Annotated in this window: 22 protein-coding genes; 7 read left to right on the top strand and 15 right to left on the bottom strand. The window is 71.0% G+C overall.

Annotation, left to right across the window (positions count from 1 at the left end; genetic code table 11):
• Positions 1 to 328: 328 nt before the first annotated feature.
• A complete protein-coding gene (locus tag ACFVXC_RS02170; protein WP_389900601.1) occupies positions 329 to 766 on the bottom strand; it encodes a VOC family protein in 438 nt (145 codons plus the stop codon).
• 82 nt (positions 767 to 848) lie between these two features.
• Between ACFVXC_RS02170 and ACFVXC_RS02175 the strand changes: the two genes are divergently transcribed.
• Positions 849 to 1238 (top strand): (2Fe-2S) ferredoxin domain-containing protein, encoded by a 390-nt coding sequence (locus tag ACFVXC_RS02175; protein WP_389900602.1) that lies wholly within the window; start codon positions 849 to 851, stop codon positions 1236 to 1238.
• A gap of 3 nt (positions 1239 to 1241) precedes the next feature.
• Here ACFVXC_RS02175 and ACFVXC_RS02180 read toward each other — a convergent pair whose 3' ends face one another.
• Positions 1242 to 1757 carry an FBP domain-containing protein gene (locus tag ACFVXC_RS02180; protein ID WP_389900604.1) on the bottom strand — a complete coding sequence of 172 codons (516 nt, stop codon included), beginning with the start codon at positions 1755 to 1757 and terminating at the stop codon, positions 1242 to 1244.
• A gap of 178 nt (positions 1758 to 1935) precedes the next feature.
• On the bottom strand, positions 1936 to 3291 hold the full coding sequence (locus ACFVXC_RS02185; RefSeq protein ID WP_389900605.1) for a 6-phospho-beta-glucosidase: 1356 nt from the start codon (positions 3289 to 3291) through the stop codon (positions 1936 to 1938).
• Between the two features lie 139 nt (positions 3292 to 3430).
• Here ACFVXC_RS02185 and ACFVXC_RS02190 point away from each other — a divergent pair, with 139 nt between their 5' ends.
• Positions 3431 to 4309 carry a hypothetical protein gene (locus ACFVXC_RS02190; protein WP_389900607.1) on the top strand — a complete coding sequence of 293 codons (879 nt, stop codon included), beginning with the start codon at positions 3431 to 3433 and terminating at the stop codon, positions 4307 to 4309.
• 98 nt (positions 4310 to 4407) lie between these two features.
• Here ACFVXC_RS02190 and ACFVXC_RS02195 read toward each other — a convergent pair whose 3' ends face one another.
• The 6 genes from ACFVXC_RS02195 to ACFVXC_RS02220 all read right to left on the bottom strand — a co-directional run bounded on the left by ACFVXC_RS02195 (position 4408) and on the right by ACFVXC_RS02220 (position 10421).
• Positions 4408 to 5334: a LysR substrate-binding domain-containing protein gene (locus tag ACFVXC_RS02195; protein WP_389900609.1), complete on the bottom strand. Its 927-nt coding sequence runs from the start codon at positions 5332 to 5334 to the stop codon at positions 4408 to 4410.
• A 57-nt stretch (positions 5335 to 5391) separates the two neighbouring features.
• Positions 5392 to 6744, bottom strand: coding sequence for an MFS transporter (locus ACFVXC_RS02200; protein ID WP_389900610.1), 1353 nt, complete (start codon positions 6742 to 6744; stop codon positions 5392 to 5394).
• Between the two features lie 66 nt (positions 6745 to 6810).
• The gene (locus tag ACFVXC_RS02205) at positions 6811 to 7959 is read right to left on the bottom strand and encodes a M20 family metallopeptidase (RefSeq protein WP_389900612.1); all 1149 of its coding nucleotides are present in this window, start codon (positions 7957 to 7959) and stop codon (positions 6811 to 6813) included.
• Positions 7959 to 8633, bottom strand: a complete 675-nt coding sequence (locus ACFVXC_RS02210; RefSeq protein ID WP_389900614.1) for a DUF1028 domain-containing protein — start codon at positions 8631 to 8633, stop codon at positions 7959 to 7961. The genes ACFVXC_RS02205 and ACFVXC_RS02210 overlap by 1 nt, the downstream gene beginning before the upstream one ends.
• Positions 8630 to 9124, bottom strand: a complete 495-nt coding sequence (locus ACFVXC_RS02215; RefSeq protein WP_389900616.1) for a RidA family protein — start codon at positions 9122 to 9124, stop codon at positions 8630 to 8632. Before ACFVXC_RS02215 ends, ACFVXC_RS02210 begins: the two co-directional genes overlap by 4 nt.
• A gap of 10 nt (positions 9125 to 9134) precedes the next feature.
• Entirely contained in the window at positions 9135 to 10421 is a 1287-nt protein-coding gene (locus tag ACFVXC_RS02220) for a flavin-containing monooxygenase (RefSeq protein ID WP_389900618.1), read from the bottom strand.
• Between the two features lie 231 nt (positions 10422 to 10652).
• Here ACFVXC_RS02220 and ACFVXC_RS02225 point away from each other — a divergent pair, with 231 nt between their 5' ends.
• Positions 10653 to 11936 carry an MFS transporter gene (locus tag ACFVXC_RS02225; RefSeq protein WP_389900620.1) on the top strand — a complete coding sequence of 428 codons (1284 nt, stop codon included), beginning with the start codon at positions 10653 to 10655 and terminating at the stop codon, positions 11934 to 11936.
• A gap of 12 nt (positions 11937 to 11948) precedes the next feature.
• Here ACFVXC_RS02225 and ACFVXC_RS02230 read toward each other — a convergent pair whose 3' ends face one another.
• The 6 genes from ACFVXC_RS02230 to ACFVXC_RS02255 form a co-directional block, all read right to left on the bottom strand.
• Complete coding sequence (locus ACFVXC_RS02230) at positions 11949 to 12485, bottom strand: thioesterase family protein (RefSeq protein WP_389900621.1); 537 nt, start codon at positions 12483 to 12485, stop codon at positions 11949 to 11951.
• Positions 12482 to 13474 (bottom strand): 3-hydroxyacyl-CoA dehydrogenase NAD-binding domain-containing protein, encoded by a 993-nt coding sequence (locus ACFVXC_RS02235; RefSeq protein WP_389900623.1) that lies wholly within the window; start codon positions 13472 to 13474, stop codon positions 12482 to 12484. The genes ACFVXC_RS02230 and ACFVXC_RS02235 overlap by 4 nt, the downstream gene beginning before the upstream one ends.
• Positions 13475 to 13507: 33 nt before the next feature.
• Entirely contained in the window at positions 13508 to 14404 is an 897-nt protein-coding gene (locus ACFVXC_RS02240; RefSeq protein ID WP_389900625.1) for a 3-keto-5-aminohexanoate cleavage protein, read from the bottom strand.
• 48 nt (positions 14405 to 14452) lie between these two features.
• Positions 14453 to 15346 (bottom strand): TetR family transcriptional regulator C-terminal domain-containing protein, encoded by an 894-nt coding sequence (locus ACFVXC_RS02245; RefSeq protein ID WP_389900627.1) that lies wholly within the window; start codon positions 15344 to 15346, stop codon positions 14453 to 14455.
• Between the two features lie 256 nt (positions 15347 to 15602).
• Positions 15603 to 17540 carry a beta-N-acetylglucosaminidase domain-containing protein gene (locus ACFVXC_RS02250; protein WP_389900629.1) on the bottom strand — a complete coding sequence of 646 codons (1938 nt, stop codon included), beginning with the start codon at positions 17538 to 17540 and terminating at the stop codon, positions 15603 to 15605.
• Positions 17541 to 17595: 55 nt separating this feature from the next.
• Positions 17596 to 18855 (bottom strand): alpha-L-fucosidase, encoded by a 1260-nt coding sequence (locus tag ACFVXC_RS02255; RefSeq protein ID WP_389901536.1) that lies wholly within the window; start codon positions 18853 to 18855, stop codon positions 17596 to 17598.
• Between the two features lie 218 nt (positions 18856 to 19073).
• Here ACFVXC_RS02255 and ACFVXC_RS02260 point away from each other — a divergent pair, with 218 nt between their 5' ends.
• The 4 genes from ACFVXC_RS02260 to ACFVXC_RS02275 all read left to right on the top strand — a co-directional run bounded on the left by ACFVXC_RS02260 (position 19074) and on the right by ACFVXC_RS02275 (position 23307).
• On the top strand, positions 19074 to 19769 hold the full coding sequence (locus tag ACFVXC_RS02260) for a FadR/GntR family transcriptional regulator (protein ID WP_389900631.1): 696 nt from the start codon (positions 19074 to 19076) through the stop codon (positions 19767 to 19769).
• Between the two features lie 101 nt (positions 19770 to 19870).
• The gene (locus ACFVXC_RS02265; RefSeq protein ID WP_389900633.1) at positions 19871 to 20617 is read left to right on the top strand and encodes a creatininase family protein; all 747 of its coding nucleotides are present in this window, start codon (positions 19871 to 19873) and stop codon (positions 20615 to 20617) included.
• A 101-nt stretch (positions 20618 to 20718) separates the two neighbouring features.
• Positions 20719 to 21669 carry an alpha/beta hydrolase family esterase gene (locus ACFVXC_RS02270; protein ID WP_389900635.1) on the top strand — a complete coding sequence of 317 codons (951 nt, stop codon included), beginning with the start codon at positions 20719 to 20721 and terminating at the stop codon, positions 21667 to 21669.
• A gap of 66 nt (positions 21670 to 21735) precedes the next feature.
• Entirely contained in the window at positions 21736 to 23307 is a 1572-nt protein-coding gene (locus ACFVXC_RS02275) for an AbgT family transporter (protein ID WP_389900636.1), read from the top strand.
• Positions 23308 to 23309: the final 2 nt, after the last annotated feature.

Below are 23309 nucleotides of genomic sequence, written 5' to 3' on the forward strand. Positions count from 1 at the left end.
TGAGGGGCGGGTGGGCTGAGGGGCGGTGGGATGAGGGGCGGTGGTGGGTGCGGTGCGGCTCTGTTTGTGGGGCGGGGCCGCGCCGGTATGTCCGTCCTCGCCATCCGCCTGTGGGCGCCTGGCTGCTTCGGCTCCGGAGTGACGCGAACCGTGCTCCGGGCGGACATACCGGCACGTCCCCTCGCGCGCGTCGCCGACTGCGGGTGCACGGTGCCCTGCCCCTCCCTGGTTCGCCCGCCCGATGACTCGGGACAATCGTGAGCGGGAAGAGCCTGTTCGGTCAGGTGAGGCCGCGGGGGAACGGGCGGGCGTGGGAGGCCTCTCGGGTTCACACAAGGCAGAACTCGTTGCCCTCCGGGTCAGCCATCTCCACATGATCCGGCTTCCCCCGCACCTCATGCTCGCGCAGCACCCTCGCCCCCGCGGCGGTCAGTCTCTCCACCGCCGCGACGACCCGTGGCCACCGGACCTCCCAGGGAGTCTCCCGGCCGCCGCCCACCTGCACATCCAGGTGGAGCCGGTTCTTGGCCACCTTCGACTCCGGGACCTTCAGGAAGGAGAGACTGGGGCCCGAACCGTCCGGGTCCGACAGATAGGCGCCGTCGTCCCACTCCCCCTGCGGAACCTCATGGTGCGCGAACCACTCTTTCCAGCTGGCGAAGCCGGCCGGTGGCGGCTTCTCCACGTAACCCAGGGCGAGCGCCCAGAACTTGGCCAGCTCGGCCGGCCTCGCGCAGTCGACGGTCACGGTCCACCTGGTCGCCATGGATGCTCTCCCTCTCCCCCGCAGGACGCTATGGACCGAGCGTGCCATGAGGGACTGACAACGGGGCTGCGATGATCAACGGATGAGTCCCGTCATCTCCATCGGATCCGCCGCCGTCCGCCCCTGCACACTGGTCGTGTGCCGAGGCTGCTGCTGCGGCGACGCGCGCAAACACCCCGGCACCGACCACGACTGGCAGCTGGCGCGGATGCGGGCCGCCGCCGCGGAGTCCGCAGGGCGGTTCGCGGTGCGTACGAGTGAGTGCCTCGGGCCCTGCGGGCAGGCGAACATCATCGTCGTACAGCCCTCGCGGGAAGGGCGCCGGCGCGGTGGCCGAGCCGTCTGGGTCGGCTTCGCCATGGACGACGAGTCCATCGACGAGATAATCGCGTGGGCCGAGGCGGGTGGGCCGGGGCTCGCGGCGCCGTCGGCGGCGCTCACGCTTCAGGTGGTCGATCCGCGGAAGGTCTGAGCCTCAGGCCGCCGTCTTCGAGCCCTCGACGACCTTGGCGAGGAAGCCGTGCAGGTTCGCCAGGGTGCGTGCGTTCTGCTCGTCCAGCGTGAGGCTCTCCTCGAAGCGGCGGGCCAGCGCCGTCGTCTTCTTTCCTCGTACGTAGAGGGAGCAGGCGAGGTCCGCGCAGATGTAGATGCCGACCGAGTTGCCCTGGCGGCCCGCCGGGCCCGCGAGGGGCGCCACGAGCAGCGTGATGCCCGAGCCGGACTGCGGAGTCACGCAGACCGAGCAGATGCTGGACTTGAGCAGGCTCTTGCGCGCGCCGGTCGACGCACGCAGCGCGATGCCCACGTACTCGCCGTCCCGCTCCGTCACGATGTAGCCGCGGTCCGGGGCCTTGGGGTCGCGCCAGCCGAGGAAGTCCAGGTCCGGCCAGGGGGTCTCCGGGAAGCCCGCAGGGAGAGTGAGCCTGCGGGCTTCGCCCTTGGAGCAGTTGACGAAGGCCGCGCGAATCTCTTTCTCGCCGATAGGTTCCATGATCCGGAATTTACCAACGCGAGCGCCCCGTCGTCCTCCCCTTTTTCCGGCGGGAGAGCGGACAGCGGTTCGCTTCGCTCCGGAACCGGAGCAGCGAGGCACCCACCGGCGGACGGCGAGGACGGGCATACCGGCGCGGCCCGCCCCCAAGACGAACCCGCACCGCACCCGGCCCGCATCACCCCAGGTACCCCAACCCCGGATGCACCCCCCGATACCCCTCCACCAACCGCCGCGCCACCGCCACGGAATCCACCAGCGGATGCAGCGCGAACGCCTTCACCGCGGTGGCGCGGGAGCCGCTCTCCGCAGCGGAGAGCACCTCCCGCTCCACCGCCTTCACCGCGCACACGAGCCCCGTCGCATGCCCGGGAAGCGGATCGACGGCCATGGGATGCGCGCCGTTGGCATCGACGGAGCACGGCACCTCGATCACCGCGTCCGCGTCGAGGGCCGAAAGGGTCGTCCGGTTGCGGACGTTGAGGATCAGCGTCGTCCGCTCGTCCCGGGCGATCGCCCGCATCAGGGCGAGGGCGACCTTCTCGTACCCGCCGGACTCGAGGTCCTCGGCCGCGCGCTCCCCGACACCCGCGGCCTCCCGGTTCTCGGCCATGTACGTGGCCTCACGCTCCGCACGCGTCGCGTCCCAGGCCTGCAGCGCCGAGGCCGGAGGCGGTGACGCCTCCCCCCGCCCCAACTCCTCGTAGAACCGCGCCTGCTGGTCGCGCAAGAACGCCCCCCGTGTCTGCTCGGCCTCCTGATAGGCGCGGACCGCCTCGCGGTTGAAGTAGTAGTAGTGCAAGTACTCGTTCGGGACGGAGCCCAGCGACTGGAGCCACTGCGCGCCGAACAGCCGCCCCTCCTCGAACGAGCCCAGCATTTCCCTGTCGCCGAGCAGCCGCGGCAACTCGTCGCGTCCCGCGATCCGCAGGCCCCGCAGCCAGCCCAGGTGGTTGAGCCCCACGTAGTCGATGAACGCCTCGTCGGGGTTGCCGCCCAGCATGCGCGCCACGCGGCGTCCCAGGCCCACCGGCGAGTCGCAGATGCCGATGACACGGTCGCCGATGTGCCGGGACATCGCTTCGGTGACCAGGCCCGCGGGGTTGGTGAAGTTGATGACCCAGGCGTCCGGGGCGTGCTGCCGCACCCGGCGCGCGATGTCGACGGCGACGGGCACGGTCCGCAGGCCGTACGCGATGCCGCCCGCGCCGACGGTCTCCTGCCCCAGGACACCCTCCGCGAGGGCGACCCGCTCGTCGGCCGCGCGCCCCTCCAGGCCCCCCACCCGGATCGCGGAGAAGACGAAGTCCGCGCCCCGCAAGGCCTCGTCGAGGTCGGTGGTGGCCGTGACGGCGGGCGCGTCCGGCACCCCGGCCGCCTGGTCGGCGAGGACGCGGGCGATCGCGCCGAGCCGGCCCGCGTCCAGGTCGTGCAGCACGACCTGGGTGACCCGGCCTTCGGCATAGTCGCCGAGCAGCGCGCCGTACACGAGCGGAACGCGGAATCCGCCGCCACCGAGAATGACCAGCTTCACGTCTCAACCACCTTCTGTCGGAACACCTGGCGTCCGGCTCACGCACACCTGTCGACCTGTCAGAACTCACCCGTCGACAGAGGTCACGTTACGTACGATGGCCCGGCAGCGATCGACCCCCCACGGAGGTAGCGCACAGATGACACCCCTCAAGACATCCGCGAAGGCATCCGCCGCCCTGCTCGGCGCCCTCGCGCTGACGATGGCGACCGGCGTCGGTGCCCAGGCCGACACCGCCCCGAGATCCCCGGGCGGCTGGCAGGAGTCCGGCGTCTCGACCGTCGACTCCCTCACCGGCAGCCAGGGACTGGCGAGCCGCGCCGACGGCAGCCTCCTCTACCGGGGTCTCGCCTCGGTCCCGCTCGACCTGCGGATCAAGGGCTGGACCCATGTCGGCGACCCGGACATAGCCGACGGCCACACCGTCGACGCCTACCAGGGCGGCGACGACGCGAAGTCGAAGATGTTCGCCGTGACGACGCCCGGCGACAAGCGCTACCTCTACGAGCACAAGCTCGACGCGGGCGAGAAGCTCAACAACTCCTTCGCGGCCGTCTCGCCGGACAAGCAGTGGCTGGTGTCGGGCGAATGGGGCGACCAGAACCGCCTCCAGGTCTTCCCCGCTCCGCTCCTCAACTCCTCGACCCCGCCCACCGGCGGCGCGCTCCCCCAGGCCGGTCAGATCTCGCTGGACAAGCCGGTGCGTGACATCCAGGGCTGCGACTTCGTCTCCGCGACCCGTCTCGTGTGTGCGTCCAACGACGCGTCGAAGGAGCTGTGGCCCCAGGACCGCCCCGTGCTCCAGGTGGACCTTGAGCACGCGCTCGACGGGAAGCAGGTCACGGGCAAGGTCACGAGCCTGTTCGCCGCCCCGCAACGGAGCATCTGCTCGGGCACGTTCGAGACGGAGGGCGTCGACTACGACTCGGCGCGGCGCACGCTGCGCGTGGAGGTCGTACCGCCGGTGCCGTGCCTGGTGACGACATCGGTCTACTCGTACCGGCCGACGACAGGCTGACCCGATCCCGGCCCACGCCCGGGCGTTGACGGGCCGCGCCGGTCCAACAGAGTTCGACGGCCACCGCTCGGGTCTCCCTCGGCGAGCGGTGGCGCGGCTCAGGCCTCACCGGGCCGGGCGGCGATCTCACGCAGCAGGGTCATCACCGCTCGGGCCCGGGCGCTCTGCGCGACACCGCCCATGGATACGATCTTGACTTCCAGTGGCGGTCCACCGTCCCGCAGCAGTAGTTCCGCGACCTCGCCGCCGCCGTAGGTCTGACTGGTCGCCGGCCGCTGGTTGAGCACGGAGTACCCGAGTCCTCGTGCCACGAGCGAGCGCACGGTCTCGTAGCTGCGGGTGCGGTACCGGACGTCGGGTGCGGTGCCGGTCGCGGCCACCAGCGCGTGGAAGTAGTCGCGGCTGTGCGGGAGGTCAAGGAGGACCAGGGGCTCGGCGGACAGCTCGGCCAGTTCCACACTGCCCTGCCCGGCCAGCGGGTGGTCGGCCGAGACGATGACGTAGGCCGGAGCGCGGGCGATCGTCTCGCTGTGCAGTTCCGGCTCGGACGACAGACCGAGGCCGTAGGTGAGGGCGAAGTCGATGCGTCCCGCCGCGAGGGCCTGGACGAGCTGGTCCGTCTCCGCCTCCACCACGTCGATCTCTATGCCGGGATGGCGCCGGGTGAACTCGGTGAACAGGGGCGGCAGATAGTACGGGGCCAGCGTCACGAAGCAGCCGACGGCAACCGGCCCGGAGAGGGTCTCTCCGTCGCCTCGGGCCTCTTGCTCGACCTCGCGGGCACGCGCCAACAGGTCCCGCGCCTGCTGCTGGAGCCGCTCCCCGGCGGGTGTCAGGGTCAGGCCCCGGCCCCGTCGCCGGATGAAGAGCTGCACCTGTAGGTCCTGCTCCAGGTTGTAGACGGCGGCGGAGACGGCCGACTGGGCGATGTGCAGCTCGGCCGACGCCTCTGTCATGGAGCCGCGCTCGGCGGCCACGAGGAAGTAGCGCAGCTGAACGAGGGTGAAACCCAGCGGTGACGTCATGCGAGACCCTTGCGCCCGGTGAACCGTGTCTGCGCCGACCCTATGCGGCGCCGCCGCCTACACCCGCTCGGCGGGCGCGTCGGAGACGTCCTCGGGGCGCAACAGCGTCGTACCGACGGTCTCCTTGAGCGTCAGGGCGGCGACCAGGCCGCCCACGGCGAACACCATCAGGTACGGGCCCGGCACCAACGTGCTGCCCGTCGCGGAGATGAGCACGGTCATCAGGTAGGGCACGGTCCCGGCGAACAGCGCCGCGGTGATGTTGTACGCGACGGAAAGACCGCTCTGGCGGGTGCGGGTGGGGAAGATCTCCGCCGACCAGACCGCGTAGGTGCCGAGGATCGCCGCCAGGATCACGCCGAGCGTCAGGCCCGCGACCCAGGTGCCCACGAGCCCGGTCCGCATCAGGAGGAAGGCCGGGGTGGACAGGATGAACAGGGCCGCCGTCGCCCCGATGAACACCGGCTTGCGTCCCACCCGGTCGGAGAGCGCGCCGAACAGCGGCACGAGCGCGAGACCCATCAGCGAGATGGCGGTGGACAGCAGGGCCGCGTTGTCGGCCGAGTGGCCCAGGTGGTCGGTCTCGTAGGTGACGAGGTAGGTCAGCACGGCGTAGAAGGGCACGTGCATGGCCGCCATCAGGCCCGCCGCCTGGAGCAGTTCCCTCTTGTGGGAGCGGAGGAGTTCCCGGGCGGGGCTGGTCGGAACGGTGTCGTTGGCTTCGAGTGCCCGGTACTCCGGGGTGTCCTCGATCTTGCTGCGGATGATGAAGCCGATGACGCCGAGGGGCGCGGCGATCAGGAAGGGGACGCGCCAGCCCCAGGCGATGAGCTGGCTCTCGTCGAGTGCGGAGGACAGGAGGAGGAAGACGAACGAGCCCGCGAGGAAGCCGAGCAGGGAGCCGACCTCCAGCCAGCTCACGCCGAATCCGCGTCGGCGCCGCGGCGCGCTCTCGGCGAGGAAGCTGGCCGCGCTGCCGAACTCGCCGCCCGCTGCGAAGCCCTGGATCAGGCGCAGCACCACCAGGAGTACCGGGGCGGCGATGCCTATCGAGTCGTAGCCGGGAAGCAGACCTATGGTCAGGGTCGCGCCCGACATCATGAAGATGACCAGTGACAGGGTGCGCTTGCGGCCGATCCGGTCGCCGAGCGGTCCGAAGACCAGGGCGCCGATGGGCCGGATCCCGAACGAGACGGCGAACACGCCGAACACGGCCAGCAGTCCGGTCGTCTTGTCGCCGGCGGGGAAGAATACGGTCGCGACGGTGCCGGCGAGATAGGCGTAGGCAGCCCAGTCGAACCAGTGCACGAACACGCCTACGGCTCCCGCGGCGACACTCCTGCGCAGTGCGACCACGTCGGTGGCCGGCTCGGCCTCGGTGGTCGTGGCACTGCTTTCACGCGTGGGCATACGCGCCTCCTAGGGGGAAAGGGGTTCCGAAGCCGGAGCTGTGCGGGTGCCGCCGATGTCGTCTCGTCAGGGTGCGGGCAGGTCGGTCGGGGGCGCGCTCCGGTCCACACCCGTCCAGGCCAGCGCGACCGCGCCGTCGAGCAGGGCCCGCTCGGCGGTGCCGCCCACGCAGTGGGCGGCGAACTCGTGCTGGTGGTTGGTGGCGGGCAGGGAGCCGACGCCGATGTACGGGTGGATCGCCGATACGACCTGCGAGACGTTGCCCATGTCGGTGGAGGCGCGGTTCATGCGCGCCGCCTGGCCGGGTGGGGCGAACTCCCGGCCCAGGGCGATGGCGTTGGCCCGGTAGTGCCCGAGGGCGGTCTCGTCCGTGCGGAACTCCGCGTAGGGCCTGCTCTCCGGCTCGATCTCCAGGTCGCAGCCGGTGGCGAGGGCGCCCGCCTCGAAGGCCCGCATGACGCGCGGTTCGAGCTCGGCCAGTTCGGCGAGTGTCTCGGCACGGACGTACCAACGTCCGCTCGCCCGTTCCGGGATGGCGTTCGGGGCGTCCCCGGCGTGCGTCACCACACCGTGCACACGCGCCGAGCCCGGCAACTGCTGGCGCAGCAGCCCGATGGCGACCTGGGCCACGGTGAAGGCGTCGGCCGCGTTGATCCCGGCCTCCGGGTAGGCGGCGGCGTGCGCGGACTTCCCGGTGTAGGAGACCTTGGAGTGGCTGACCGCGAACGGGCGGGCCTCGGCGACGTCGACCGGCGCCGGGTGCACCATCATCGCGAGATCCACGCCGGTGAAGGCGCCCCGGTCGAGCATCTCGATCTTGCCGCCGCCGCCCTCCTCGGCCGGGGTGCCGTAGACCTCCACCGTGAGTCCGGCGTCGTCGGCGACAGCGGCGAGGCCGAGGGCCGCGCCGACGGAGCTCGCCGCGATGAGGTTGTGCCCGCACGCGTGACCGAGGCCGGGCAGCGCGTCGTACTCGGCGCACAGCGCGATCCGCACGGGCCCGCTGCCGAACCGGGCGTGGAACGCGGTGTCCAGGCCCAGGTAGGAGGAGGTGACGTCGAATCCGGCGCGGTCGAGGAGTTCCGGTACGGCGGCGGCGGCCCGGTGTTCCTGCCAGGCGGTCTCCGGGTCGGCGTGCAGCCGCTCGGAGAGGCCGATCAGTTCCTCCGCGTGCCGGTCGACCGCGTGCCGTGCCGCCTCCTTCATCGTCCCCATCACAGGTCTCCCGGAACGCCGTACGAGGGAGAGGTGGCGGGGTCGAGTCCGCGCCGCACGTAGTCGTCGCGTTGCGGCAGCCAGATGTCGAGCAGGTCACCGAGTCGGTCCAGCGGGTCCTCGGCCCAGTCGACCCGCAGGTCGGTGACCCGCCAGCCGACGTCCGCGACGACCGCCATCCCGGCGGAGTACACCGGCCCTTCCTCGCCGCCGGCCGCGACGGCGGCCTTCATCGCGGTCAGCAGCCGCTCCTCAAGATCCCCCGTGGCGGCGGCGTACGCGTCGAGGAGCACGCCGGGGATGTGCTCGCCGGACAGCATGTTGCCGGCCGCGACCGCGCCGTCCGCGGTGGCGGAGGCGAACGTACCCAGGGTGTGCGGGCCGCTGAAGGCGACCCCCGGCCCTGACCGGCCAAGGACGGTCAACTGCCGGTAGTCGACGGTCTCCTTGTTCGCCGCGGCGCCGGTGACGTCGGCCAGGGCGCGCTCGGCGTCGCCGTGGTCCGCCAGGCTTTCCAGCAGGCTGGTGCCGAGCATGGGGTCGGTGATGTTCTGCGACGTCGCCGCGCCGACGCCGGGCCGCAGATGCACGACCCGGGCGGCGACGGCCGGACTCGACGAGCTGGCCGCGATGCCGAACCGCTCGCCGTCCCGGACCACCAGAGAGAACGTCATGCCCGCTCCCCCTCGGGAAGTGCGGCGATCTGCGGAAGTACGGCGATCGCGTCGATCTCGCACAGCCACTCCGGCCGGGCCAGGGCGGACACCACGATGCCGGTGGAGATCGGGTGGACGCCCTTGGTCCAGCGGCCCACCGTGCGGTAGACCGCCTCGCGGTAGCGCGGGTCGACCAGGTAGATGGTCAGTTTGACCAGGTGCTCCATCCGGCCGCCCGCCTCTTCGAGCAGCATCTTGATGTTCGCCATGGCCTGTTCGGCCTGCGCCTCGACGTCGCCGATGCCCACGGACTCACTGGTGTCGAGGTCCTGGCCGATCTGGCCCCGGACGTACACCGTGTCGCCGGCGACGACGGCCTGGCAGAGGTCGTTGTCGAGGTTCTGCTCGGGATAGGTGTCGCGGGTGTTGAACGGACGGATCCGGGTGTGCCCGCCGGCGACGACCGGGGCCTTGGCCCGGGGACCCTGGCCCTGGTTCGTGGAGGTCATGGTCTGCTCCTCAGGTGGTGGGGGCGGCCGACGCGCTGCCGGGCCGGTCGGTGGTGCCGTACGCGAGGTAGCCCCGCCGGGTCTCGATGTGGTCGGCGACGTACCGGGCGTCGTGCCAGACACCCCAGATGAAGCTGGATCCGCGGCGGGACAGCCAGGGCAGGCCCAGGAAGTAGACGCCGGGCTCGGAGGAGATTCCGCGTCGCTGCTGCGGGCGGCCCTTCTCGTCGAAGGCGTCGACGTCGAGCCAGCTGTAGTCGGTGGCGAAGCCCGTCGCCCAGACGATCGAGGTGACGCCGGCCTCGGCCAGGTCCAGGGCCTGCCGGGGGTCCGTCACGCACTCCGGATCCGGCCCCAGGACATGGGCATCGGGCTCCTCGGGGAGGTCGAGACCGTTGCGCTCGACGTACTCGTCGGCGGCCCGGAGCAGCCCGAGGTACTTCTCGTCGCCGAGCGCGATGTTCGTGGCGAGGTCGGGCGCGAAGCTCAGGACGCCGTCTTCGAAGGACGCGGTCATCCCGAGCAGCTCGATGCCGTCGGCGGCCAGGGCACGGAAGTCCACGGTGTGGCCGCCGCGTGCGCCGCTGACCGCGATGGTGACGTGCTCGGCACCCTTGGGAGGCGTCTGTGCGTCCCAGAGTCCGAGCACACCGAGCCACCAGCAGAAGTCACGCCCGCGGTACTCGCGCGGAGGGCGGTCGTGCGGGCCGACGGAGAGGAAGACCCGGCGACCGGACCGGCGCAGCTCGTCGGCTATCTGCACCCCCGAGGAACCGGCCCCGACCACCAGGACCGACCCTTCGGGCAGCTGCTCCGGATTGCGGTAATCGCTGGAGTGGATCTGCGCCCGGACAGCGCCGTCCGGGACGATGGGCGGGAACACCGGCCGCTGGAACGCCCCGGTCGCCACCACGACGAACCGCGCGTCGATCGAGCCCTGCGACGTCTCCACCCGGAATCCCGGTCGGCCGGTGTGCCGGCGCACATCGGTCACCTCGACGCCGCAGCGGACCGGGGCACCGATCTTCTCGGCGTACGCGGCGAAGTACTCCGCGACCTGCTCCTTCGAGGCGAAGCCGTCGGGGTCGACGTCGGTGAACTCCAGGCCGGGGAAACGGTCGTGCCACGCTGGCCCGTTCGCGACCAGGGAGTCCCACCGCTCCGAGCGCCACCGCTCGGCTATGCGGTGCCGCTCGAGCACGACGTGCGGCACTCCATGAGCACCGAGGTGCTCACTGGCCGCCACGCCCGCCTGGCCGGCTCCGACGACGACTACTTCGGTTTCTTCGCTCGGCACTTCATCCTCCACTCAGGCGGCAGTTCATCCCGTGTCGCGTTGACTGTGCTGCCGTGCGAGCCATCCTTGAACGCGGCATGAATTCTGTCCAACAGATGTTTCCGTTGTAGGCGATCTGTTTTTCAGATGTACCGGGCAGGACGGACGTGCCTGTAGGGGTTCGCGCTCGCCGCGATGAAGAGGTCCCGGCCCGTGCGTGAACAGGGGCGTTCCTGGGAACGGGACAGGATCATGACAGAGACCACCAGGACCGCCCCCCGCCCTGCTCAACGGGTCCGCCAGCTCCTCGCCGCCTCCATCGGCAACGCCGTGGAGTGGTACGACTGGTACGCGTACACGTTCCTCGCGACGTACATCGCCGACCAGGTCTTCCCCAAGAGCGCGGACAACTCCCTCGTACCGCTGCTCTCCACGTTCGCCGTCTTCGCCGTCGGCTTCTTCATGCGTCCGGTCGGCGGACTGCTCATGGGCACGGTCGCCGACCGGCGCGGGCGGCGTGCCGCGCTCACGGTCACCATCCTGCTGATGGGCGGCAGCAGCCTGCTGGTCGGACTGACGCCGACGTACGCGTCCGTGGGGGTGCTCGCGCCGGTCGTGCTGGTCCTGGCGCGGCTGCTCCAAGGGCTCTCCGTGGGCGGTGAGTTCGCGGCGTCGACGACTTTCCTAGTCGAGTCCGCGGGGCCGGGACGGCGCGGCCTCTTCTCCAGCTTCCAGTACGTGTCGACGAGCGCGGGCCAGCTCGCGGCATCCGGAGTCGCGGCCCTGCTCGTCGGCACGCTCTCCGACGGGCAGATGGACGGCTGGGGCTGGCGGCTGCCCTTCTTCATCGGCGCCGCGCTCAGCCTGGTCGGCTTCTGGATCAGGCAGGGCGCGTACGAGACCCATCAGGCACCCCAGGACGCGTCCGAACGCCCCGGTCTCTTCGACGCCCTGCGCAAGTATCCGCGCCAGTCCCTGCTGATCTGCGGCATCACGGCCGGCGGCACGATCGCGTACTACACGTGGACGTCGTACCTTCCGACGTACGCCGAGCTCAACACGGACATCAGCAAGAGCCAGGCCCTGCTGTCCGGCACCCTCTCGCTCGCGTTCTTCGCCCTGCTCCAGCCGGTCGGCGGACTGCTCTCCGACCGTTTCGGCCGCAGGCCGCTCCTGCTCTTCTTCGGAATCGGCTTCGCCGTTTTGAGCGTGCCGCTGCTTCGCTCACTGGACGGCTCGTTCGGCTCGCTCCTGCTGGTGCAGTGCGCGGGCATGGTGCTGCTCACGGGCTTCACGTCGATCTCGGCGGCCGTGAACGCGGAGGTGTTCCCCGCACGCGTACGGGCCGCGGGAATCGGTTTCCCGTACTCCCTCACCGTCGCGCTGTTCGGCGGCACGGCCCCGTACATGGGCACCTTGTTCAAGGAAATCGGCAACCCGGGCCTCTTCCCCTGGTACGTGGCCGTGCTCTGCCTGGCGTCCTCAGCGGTGTATCTCAGGCTCCCGGAAACCGCCCACAAGGAACTGGAGCGCTGACTCGCCGACTCGCTAACTCCCCTTCGGCACCTCGGCGATCGAGCGGCCCGCCCACTCCGGGGCTGTTTCCGCGAGGGTCGTCAGGTGTTCGCGGATCGCGTCCGGGAAGGGGGCCGAGCGGCCCGCGTTCTGGTCGACGTGGATGGCGAGGAGTTCGGTGGTCGCCACGGGGGTGGCGTCCGGCGCGATCTCCGCGTCGGGCTCCTCGACCACGTACAGCTCGTGGGTGAAGCGGGCCTTCTTGGCGTCCGCGCCCAGGATGCGGGTGCGGACGGCGAGGTGGGAGCCCTCCGCGACGTCGTCGAGGTAGCGGATGTGCGCCTCGACCGTGTAGAGCGAGCAGCCGGTGGACTCGCGGTATCCCGCGTGCAGGCCGGTCTCGATCATCATGGCGTCGGTGGCGTAGCCGAAGACGAGGACGTAGAACGCCTCGCTCATGTGGCCGTTGTAGTCGATCCACTCGGGACGGACGGTCCGGTGCAGGAGCGGCAGGGGCCCGGTGGACAGGGGCCCGGCAGGCAGGGGCTGGGCAGGCGTGGACTCGCTCACTTGGTTTCCTCCTGTGTGCGCTGCTGCGGCAGGCGACCCGTCGCCCGCAGTACGTCGATGACCCCCTGATCGCGCTCGGCCACCAGGTCGGCGATGGTCCGTCCGTCCGCCGCGTCGTCGCATCCGGCGACGACGGCGTCGTACAGCTCCTTGTCGAGCTCGGGTGCTTCCAGGCGCGTCCACGGCGACTTCAGGGACGGGCCGAAGTGGTCGAGCATGTGGGCCATGCCGCCCTCGCCGCCCGCGAGCGCGAAGGTGAGCATGGGGCCCATGAACGCCCAGCGCAGGCCGGGGCCTTCGGTGATCGAGTCGTCGATCTCCTTCACCGTGGCCTCGCCGTTGGCGACCATGTGCAGGGCCTCGCGCCAGAGGGCCTCCTGGAGTCGGTTGGCTATGAAGCCGGGAACCTCGCTCGCCATGGTGATCACGGACTTGCCCGCGACCTCATAGAAGCGCGACGCCCAAGTGACCGCGTGCGGGGCCGTCTTGTCGCCGCCGACCACCTCGACGAGCGGGATCAGGTACGGCGGGTTGAAGGGATGCCCGACGACGAGGCGGCCCGGGTCGGTGGCCTCGGTCTGCATGTCGGTCATCGGATAGCCGGAGGTGGAGGAGGCGATGACGACTCCGGCGGGAGCGGCGGCGTCGAGCTGGGCCAGCAGATCGCGCTTCAGCTCCAGCTTCTCGGGCGCGCTCTCCTGTACGAACTGAGCGTCGGCGACCGCCTCTTGGAGGGTGGGCGTGACGGTGAGGCGATCCGGCGACGCGCCTTCGGCGAGGCCGAGCTGCGTCAGCGCGGGCCAGGCGGCCTCGACCAGGCGGCGGAGCTTCTGCTCGGCGTCGGGGGCCGGGTCCCAGGCGGTGACGTCGTAGCCGCGGGCGAGGTAGTGGGCCACCCAGCCGCCGCCGATGACTCCGGCGCCGACGCAGGCGATACGGCGTACGTCCTCGGGGGCGCAGGGAGCGGGGGGTGTGTTGATGTCGCTCATGGAGGGGGGGTCCTACTCGTCGTGGGGGGAAGTTCAGACGCGGGGCTTGAGGCCGAGCTTCTGGCGGGCCTCGTCCGGCGTGGCGACGCGCGAGCCGAGGTTCTCGGTGATCTGCACGGCGCGCTCGACCAGTTGGGCGTTGGAGACCTTGTTGCCCTTGCCGAGGTAGAGGTTGTCCTCCAGGCCGACGCGGACCTGACCGCCGAGCAGGATGGACTGCGCGACCCACGGCATCTGCATGCGGCCGAGGGCGAAGCTGGCCCACTGGGCGCCTTCGGGAAGCATGTTGACCATGGACTGCAGGACGCCGGGGTCGGCGGGGGCGCCCCACGGGATGCCCATGCAGAGCTGGAAGACGGTGGGGTTGTCCAGCAGCCCTTCAGCGAGCAGCTGCTTGGCGAACCAGAGCTGGCCGGTGTCGAATATCTCCAACTCGGGCCGTACGCCGAGCTCCTGGATGCGCTTGGCGCCCTGACGGAGCATGTCGGGCGTGGAGATGTAGAGGTTGTCCCCGAAGTTGAGGGAGCCGCAGTCCAGGGTGCAGATGTCGGGGAGCAGGTCCTCGACGTGCGGAAGGCGGTCCAGGCCGCCGACGAGGTCGGTACCGGGCAGCTCGCCGAGCTCCTTCAGCGGCTCGGCCGGGTCGATGACGAGGTCGCCGCCCATGCCCGCGGTGAGGTTGATGACGACGTCGGTGCCGGTCTCCTTGATGCGCTCGACGACCTCGCGGTACAGACGGGGGTCACGCGAGGGGTCGCCGGTCTCGGGGTCGCGCACGTGGATGTGCACGACGGCGGCACCGGCCTCGGCGGCCTCCACCGCGGAGGTGGCTATCTGCTCGGGGGTGACGGGGACGTGGGGACTCTTGCGCACGGTGTCGCCCGCGCCGGTGAGGGCGGCGGTGATGATGACGTCTTGATTCACGGGCATGGTGAACTCTCCCTCAGGGGTGGGGTGTTGGGGTTCTTCTAAAAGTGCCTACGCGTCGCCGCGCGGCGCGGCGAGCGTCGCGTCGACGTACACGAGCAGTGCCTCGTGCATGTCGTCGGGGGTGGTGCCGTCCGTGCCGGGAGTGGAGGCGAGGACCTGGGTGGCGAGGCCGTCGATCAGCGCGGTGAGCCGGAGCGCGGCGGACTGCGGATCGACGAGGCGGAACACGCCCTGATCGACACCGCGCCGTACGACGTCGGCGACGGTCGCGCGCCACTGCCGGTAGTAGTCGGCGTGCAGCCGCCCGACCGCGGTGGAGCGGGCGGCCTCCGCCCACAGGTCGAGCCAGACGCTCCACTGCCAGCGCTGCTGCGGGGTGCGGGGGGTCTGGAGCTCGATCAGCTGGCGCAGTTCGTCGGCCGCGTCGTCCGCGTCGGCGATACGGGCCGCGCGGCGGGCGGTGTCCTCGTCCATGCACCAGCGGACGGCGGCCTCCAGGAGGTCGTCGCGGCCGGGGAAGTGGTAATGGATGGCGGCGGTACTGGTGGCACAGGCTTCCGCGATGTCCGCGACGCGTACGGCGTGGAAGCCGCGCTCGGCCACGAGCCGCACGGTCTCGCGGACGATCTGCAGAGGGCGACCGCCGTCCGGGGCGGCGGCCGTGCGCTCCCGGCGGGCCGGGGGTGTCACGTTCTGGGCCTGGCCCTGGAGCTGAGCCTGGCCCTGGAGCTGGGCCTGAGCGCCCAGGAGCCAGCCCGCGTCCACGCCGCCGGTGTCCGCGATGCGGGCGAGCTCCGCCGCGGTGAAGCGACGGGTGCCGCCCAGGGAGCGGGAGAGCTTGGAGGGGTCCATCACGATGCGGCGCGCGAATTCACGCTGAGTGGCACCGGCATCGGCGATGACTTGACGGACTCGGTCCGCGACCTCGGGGTCTTGCTGCATGGGCGGTCACGCTACCCGGACGTTGCGCTGATCGCAATCTCCGGAGCGACCTTTACGCTGTTGGGACCGGGTATTGCGATCCTGACTGACGTATCAGTCACTGCAACACCTGCTCACAACGGGGACGGACGGACAACGAGGACGGCCGGACAGCAGGGACAGCACGAACCCACCCACCCGCTCCCCCCCCTGTAACGCGGGGCAAACGGGTGGGTGGGCGGGCGGGCGGGAGAAGGTTCCGTCCGGAGCCGAGCGGCTAGGTCCTGTCCTGGACCCCCTTCACGAACTCGTCCAGGTACGGGTCGGCGATCTTCACCGGTCCCAGCTGATGGTGCTCCGCCGGGTCGACGGAGATCGCGCGCGCCCGTCCCGCGAGGGACTCCATCGCCGCGCGCTCCCGCGTCGCCTCCGCGTCGTCCCCCTCCTGGGCGGCGGACAGCGCCGCGAGCCCGTGCCCCAGCGCGGAACCCCACAGCTCCGTGGCGTCGAGCCACTGCTTCGCGTCGTGGAGGAACTGCGGGTCCGGCACCCCGGCACGCAGCACCGCCGGGACCTTCTCGATTTCCCGGGCGGTGGGCCGCAGTGCCCTCACCGCCCCCGAGGGATCACTCCCGTACCGCTTCCAGAAGGCGTCCAGCTCCGGCCCGAGCACGGGCGACTGCGGCTGCCAGTTCGACTCACCGAAGGTCGGCGCCGCGTGGTTGAGGTCCACGAACGTCCGCACCGCGTCGGCGACCCGCTGATCGCCCCCGGCGAGATACAGCGCCGCCTGCCGGCCAGACCGCGCCCGCTCGTAGCCCCGGTCGTTCCAGGAGAAGTCGTTCATGGTGAAGACGGCGAGCTTGCTGGCCCCTTCCTGGTTCATCGGGTTGGACACGATCCCGCTCAGGTGCCCTGACAGACCCGGCTCACGCTTGTCGTAGGGCGCGAGAAGCAGCCGACCCGCCGTACGCGCGAAGTCGTTGACGGGGTAGTTGTCCCAGACGAACACCTTCCGCCCGAAGAGCTCGGCCGCCTTCTCCGCCTGGGAGTTGGTGATCTCCGGCGGGACCACGTCCGTGCCCGTCCACATCACCTCCACGGCGCCGTCGAGTTCGGCCCGCATCGTCTGCTTGTACGCGGTGTCGGTGAGGTCCCCGTACTCCGTGGGCACCATCTGCAGCGGGTTGGCCCCCTCGTGCTTCGCGATGAAGTCCCGCTGGATGGCGTTGAGCAGGCCCACCTGCGCCTTCGCCGCGGGGCCGCGGCCGGGCTCGCCGAACTTCGCCTTGTCGCCCTCGCAGTTCCACTTGGTGTAGCTGATGTCGTCGAGCGGGACCGAGAAGGACCGCACCCCCAGGTCGTACATCGCCTGGAGCTTCGCCGTCAGCGCCTTGACGTCCGCCGGGTCCGAGTAACAGATGGAGCCGCCCGGCGAGAGCGCGAACGTGAAGCGCACATGGTTGGCGCCCGCGCGCTCGATCAGCTTGCCGAGCTCGGTGAGCTTCTCCGCCGGGTAGGGGTCACGCCACTTCTCGCGGTGGTAGGGATCGTCCTTGGGCGCGTAGACGTACGTGTTGGCCTTGGTGTCGCCCAGGAAGTCCAGCTGGTCGAGGCGTTCGGCCTCGGTCCAGGGCGGACCGTAGAACCCTTCGATGCTGCCGCGCAGCGGCATGGACGGGAAGTCGGAGACCGCCGCCCCCGCTATGCGGCCGTGCGAGACGAGCTGCCCGAGGGTCTGCGCCGCGTAGAACTGCCCGGTCGCGTCCTTGCCGCCGAGCGCGACGGTGCGGTGCTTCGCCCGTAGCGCGTACCCCTCCGCCCGCTCGGGCACCTTCGTCCCGCCGAGCGCCTTCGCGATGTCGGGCCGGGCCGCCGGGCCGAGCAGAACGGTCAGCGGGGCACGGCCCGACGCCTTCGCGCGTACGTCGATGTCGCGCACCCCGTGGGCGCGCAGCGTCTCGGTGACACGACGCCGGGCAGCCTCGTCCGTGTCGCCCCCGACGACGAGTTCGGCCCGCCGGGCGAGCGGTACGTCGTCGCCCGCACGGGCCATGTGCTGCGGGGTCGGCGATACGACGGGAAGTCGGCGAGCCGCTGCGTCCTTTCGCGCCGACGGAGGCGCGGCGGCCGCCGACGGCGCCAGGGGGATGGCGAGGACGGCCAGCGCGAGGAGCGCCGTACCGGGCCTGAGGGCGCGTGTGGTGCGGGGCATGGGGCCTCCGAACTTCGGGATGGGGGTGCGGGGGGGGGCAGGAGGGGAAGGGGCGTCAGTCCCGTGTGTGCGCGCCGTACAGGTCGAGATCGCCGTCGAGTTCCAGGGCGATGACCGTGCAGAGCGGATCGAGCTGGTCGTCGGCGAGATGGACGTACTCCCAGCCGGGTACGTCACCGAGGCCGCCGACCCGCTCGCGGCGGACGGCGGTGTCCGTGCCGAGCACGCGGGCGGACGTCACCGCGTTGCGCACGCCCCGCAGCACCACGTACTCGTTGGGCCGGTCGAAGAGGAACAGATACAGGGTGCGGCGGTCGGCGGAGAGCGTCGAGGGGCCGTAGAAGTGGCCGTGCGGAAGGCCGCGTCCCGTTCCGTAGACCGCGTCGGCGTGCCGAGACGTCCACTCCCCCAGCGCTTCGAGGCGCTCGATCTGTGCGGGGAGCAGCGTGCCGTCCTCCTTCGGGCCGACGTCGAGGAGCAGATTGCCGCCGCCTCCGATGGACTCGGCGAAGATGCGGACGAGCTGGCGCGGTGACTTGTGGTGGGTGTCCTGTGGCTGGTGACCCCAGGAGTCGTTGACGGTGAGGCACAACTCCCAGGGCTGTGCGGGGGGTTCGATCGGTACTCCCTGTTCGGGGGTGGCGTAGTCGCCGTACCCGGTGAGGCGGCCGTTGACGACGGTGTGCGGACGGAGCGCGCGGATCTCCTCGGCGAGTTCCGCCATCCGCCACTGCTCCGCGCCGCGCTCCCACTCCCCGTCGAACCACAGCAGGTCCGGCTCGAAGCGCTCGATGAGTTCCCGCACCTGTAGACGGTGGAAGGCGAGGAAGTCCGCCCATCTCTCCTCTGATTCCTCGCCGACGGCGGGCATCGAGTAGGGGTTGCCGCGCTCGGCGGGGTCCTGTCCTTCGGGGCGCACGGTGGCGTAGTCGGGGTGCGACCAGTCCAGGTGCGAGTAGTACAGGCCGACTTTGATGTCCCGGGCGCGCAGGGCGGCGACGTACGGGGTGATGAGGTCTCGGCCGGCGGGGGTGCGCTTGACGACGGACAGGTCGTTCGCCGCCGTGTCCCAGAGGGCGACCCCGTCATGGTGCTTGGCGGTCAGGACGGCGTAGCGCGCGCCCGCGCGGACGAAGAGGTCGGCCCAGGCCTCGGGGTCGTACGCCGACGCGGTGAAGCCGTCGAGCTGCGCCATGTAGCGGTCGTAGGGCACCCGGCCGTCGAAGAAGGACCAGGACTCGGCGACTCCGTCGACGCTGTAGATGCCCCAGTGGAGAAAGATCCCGAGCTTGGCGTCCGTGAACCACGGCTGAATCACAGGCAGTTCCCCTCGACACGCACGTCGGCACGCGTGTCGAGGTGCGTGTCCACGTACGCGCGTCCGTTTGACAACGTTGTCCGGGCAGAAGCGCTTGATCGCGAGCAGGCTAGATCGAGAAAGATGTCATGTACAAGAGGGCGTGGAGACGCCCGTGTGAACTGATCCCGTCGCGACCATTGACCGGTCGAGAGACCAAGTGATTTATTCACTTCATGAGTTACGGCAGTCAACCCTCCCTGTCCGAGCGCCTGGCGGACGACATAGTCGAGATCATCCGCACCGAGCACCTCACCCCTGGCGACGCGCTGGCCTCGTCCCGCGAGCTGGCCCGCCGCTTCGAGGTCACCACGCCGACCGTGCGCGAGGCGCTGCGCAGGCTGGAGGCGACCGGGGTCGTGGAGTTCCGGCACGGTTCAGGGACGTACGTGGGTCCTGGCGTGGACCGCAGACTCCTCGCCAACCCGCATCAGCCGCGCAGCGACCGCGCCTCGGTCCTCGAACTGGTCGGCGCCCGCCTCGTCCTGGAACCGGCGATCGCGGCGGCCGCCGCGCGCTCCCGGGCCAAGGACGGGGTCCAGCAGTTGGCTTCCGCCGCGGGCAACGCCCTGCTCCCGCCCGAGGAGTCCCTGCGACAGTCCGTGCACTTCCACGTGGCGCTCGCGGCGGCCAGCGGCAACACGCTGCTCCGGGAAGCCGTCGAAGCCCTGCTGTACGTGAGGGCACGCGAGCAGGTGGAGATCCGGCACCGCTACAACGACCGCGAGCGCGACCACGCCGAGCACGTGGAGATCTATGAGGCGGTGAGGTCCGGCGACGCGACGGCCGCGGAGCGCCTCACCCGCGAACATCTGACGGCGATCCGCGACGCTGTACTGGCGGCGGACTTCCCCGGGGAGGGCTCCCGATGAACGACACCCCCATCCACGCCGGTGCGCCGCGTCCGCAGGCCTCCGGCGACACGGGATCTCCAAGCCCCCAGCTCCCCCGACACCCTCATCGCCTTGGCGAGATGACCACGCTCGAAGCCGCGGAGGCGGTCCGCGCAAGCCCCCTCGTCATCATCCCCGCGGGCGCCGTCGAGCAGCACGGGCCCGGGATGCCGCTCGCCACCGACACCATCCGGGCCGATCATGTCGCCGACCTGGTCGCCTCGCAGCTGGCCGGACGTGCCGTGGTGGGGCCCACGCTCGGCATCGGGGTCTCGCCGCACCACCTGGCCTTCGCGGGCACGGTGAGCCTGTCGACGGGGACGCTGGCCGCGCTCGTCCGTGACTACGTCGACAGCCTGCACCGGCACGGCTGGCGGAACGTGCTCGTGATCACCGGGCACGGCGGCAACAACGCCACGCTCACCACCGTCGCGCAGGACCTGCTCGTCACCCATCCCGACCTGCGGTTCGCCTGGACGCCGCTGACCTCACTGGCCCCGGACGCCGTCGCGGCCATGCGGCCCAGCGAGGTCCATGGGCACAGCGGGGAGGCGGAGACCGCTCAAATGCTTTACCTCGCACCGGAGTTGGTCCACCGCGACCGCCTCACCCCGGGGTCCGTCACCCAGGACGACCTCGATCCGCTCTCCCGAGTCGCACGCCGCGGCGGCCACCCCGCCCTGACTCTGCCCTACGACCGGCTCAGCCCCAACGGCGTACTCGGCGATCCGCGCCGCGCCACACCCGAGGACGGCCGCGCGATCGTCGACGCCGCCGTCCACCGCATCGTCACGTTCGCCAAGGAGTGGCTGGACGCCACCGGCTGACACCCCGTCACCCATCTCTCCCAGCGCCTCCCCCAGTACGTCCCTCCCGCCCTCCCCCATCAGCCGGCCGCGCCCCGCGCCGTCGGCGGAAGGAGCCTGCCTTGAAACGCGCACTGCCCCGCACGGCCGCCTCTGTCATCGCCGGTCTCACCCTGTTCGCGGGGGTGGGCCTGTCCTCACCCTCGTACGCCCACGACGGCGCCCCAGGTTCCTTTGGCTGCCGCCAGGACTCCCCGCAGCCTCCGGGCACCACCGCCCCGCACACCCTGACCAGCGGAGGCCTGACCCGGACCTACCAGCTCCACCTGCCCGAGGAGTACACCGGCGACCGCGACTGGCCCGTCGTCCTGGCCTTCCACGGGCGGGGCAACACCGGTGGCGGCACGGAGGAGTTCAGCAAGCTGTCGTCGCTGCCCGCGATCGTCGCGTACCCGGAAGGTGTCGTCGGCACCGGAGACGGGCAGCGGCAGGCGTGGCAGGGCGCTCCGTACGCCGCGCCCGGCGTGGACGACGTGGCGTTCACCGGTGATCTGCTCGACTCCCTCCAGGCCCGCCTCTGCGTGGACGACCGGCGCGTGTACGCCACCGGGAAGTCCAACGGAGCCGGGTTCACCGCGCTCCTCGCCTGCCGGATGTCCGACCGCATCGCCGCGATCGCCCCCGTCGCCGGCGCCTTCTATCCCGGTACGGGCGAGAACTGCCGTCCCGCGCGCCCGGTCCCGGTCATCGATTTCCACGGCACGGGGGACGCCACCATCCCCTACGGCGGAGACCCCGACCGCGGCCTCCCCGCGCTCCACGACTGGCTCACCACCTGGGCCGACCGGAACGGCTGCCGCACCCGCACCCCGGACCGGGTCACCGCCCCCGACATCACCGAGTCCCGCTGGACCGGCTGCGCGAGCGGCGCCGACGTCCGGCATGTGGCCGTCACGGACGGCGGTCACACCTGGCCCGGCGCCGACAGCTACAGCGGCGGCGGCTACACCACGCAGAGCATCGAGGCCCACGAGGTCCTGTGGAGCTTCCTGCGCCGCCACCACCTGCGCTGACCCGCGCCGCCCGTCCCCTCTCTCTCCTCCCCGCCACCCATCAACGCCCATCCCCGCGGAGCCGCCATGTCCTCCCCGCCCCCTGCCCTGCCGGACGCGCCACCCCCACCGCCCTCCACCGATCCGCCGCTGCCCCGCATCGTCCGCGCGATGGCCGTCGTCGAGCGTGCGGGCAACGCACTGCCGCACCCCTTCTGGCTGTTCTGGATCCTCTCCGGCATCCTCGCCGTGATCAGCGCGGTCCTCGCCGGGTTCGACGTCTCCGTCATCGCGCCCGGCGACGGCAAGCACGTCGCCGTACAGAGCCTGCTCAGCGGTGACGGGCTCGCGATGGCCGTGTCGACGATGATCGAGAACTTCGCCGCGTTCCCGCCGATGGCGACCATCGTCGTGGTCATCATGGGCGTCGCGGTCGCCGAACGCAGCGGATTCCTGGCCGCGTTGATGAGGGTCGGCGTCTCCCGCGTGCCCGCGTCCTGGGTGGTCTTCGCCGTCGCCTTCGCGGGCACGGTGGCCCATGTCGCGTCGGCCGCCGCCTACGTCATCCTCGTACCGCTCGGCGGGCTCGCCTTCCGCGCCGTGGGCCGCTCCCCCGTCCTTGGCATCGTCGTCGCCTACACCTCCATCGCCTCGGGTTACGACGCGAGCCCGGTACCGACGCCGAACGACGCCATCTTCGCCGGGATCACCACGGCGGCAGCGAAGATCGCGGGCGGCGACGACGCGTACGTCTCGCCGCTCAGCAACTGGTTCTTCAACATCGCCTCCTCCCTCCTGCTCGCCGCCGTGATCACTCTCGTGACCCGCTTCGTCCTGAGCAGGCGCCCCGACCTCGACGCGGACCCGGACGCCGACCTCGACGACCTCGGCACGCTCAGCCTCAGCGACCGCGAGCGCTCCGCCCTGCGCCGGGCGGGCGTCACCTTCCTGGTGGCCGTCGCGGCCCTCACCGCCGCCGTCGTACCGGCCGCCTCTCCCCTGCGCGGCGACGGCGGAAGCATCGTCGAGTCACCGCTCCTGGACGGCATCGCGGCGGTCGTCGCCTTCCTCTTCGCGCTCGTCGGCATCGTCTACGGGGCCCGCTCCGGGTCGATCAGCAAGCCCGGTGACGTACCGAAGCTGATGGTCGAAGGCGTCAAGCAGATGGCTCCGGTGCTCGTCCTGTTCTTCGCGATCGCCCAGTTCCTCGCCTACTTCGACTGGACGCACATCGGCGACGTCCTGGCCGTCAAGGCTGCCGAGGCGCTCGAACACAGCCAGCTGCCGATCGTGTTCGTCTTCCTGCTCGTCCTGCTGCTCCTGACCGTCGTGAACGTCATGGTCACCAGCGGGTCCGCGATGTGGGCCCTGGCCGCGCCCGTACTCGTACCGATGCTGATGCTCGTGGACGTCCCCGCCGAGACCACGCAGGCGCTCTTCCGCATCGCCGACTCCGGTTCGACGGCCATCACGCCCATGAGCCCCTACTTCGTGATGGCGCTCGGCTTCCTTCAGCGGTACCGCAAGTCGGCGGGGCTCGGCACCCTGGCCTCGTACACGCTGCCGCTCGCCGTCGCGATGACCGCGGCCTGGACGCTGCTGTTCCTCGCCTGGTGGGCGCTCGGCATCCCGCTCGGCCCCGGCGCACCTGTGCGCTGACG

The sequence above is a fragment of the Streptomyces sp. NPDC058257 genome (genome assembly GCF_042881845.1).
Classification (GTDB): domain Bacteria; phylum Actinomycetota; class Actinomycetes; order Streptomycetales; family Streptomycetaceae; genus Streptomyces.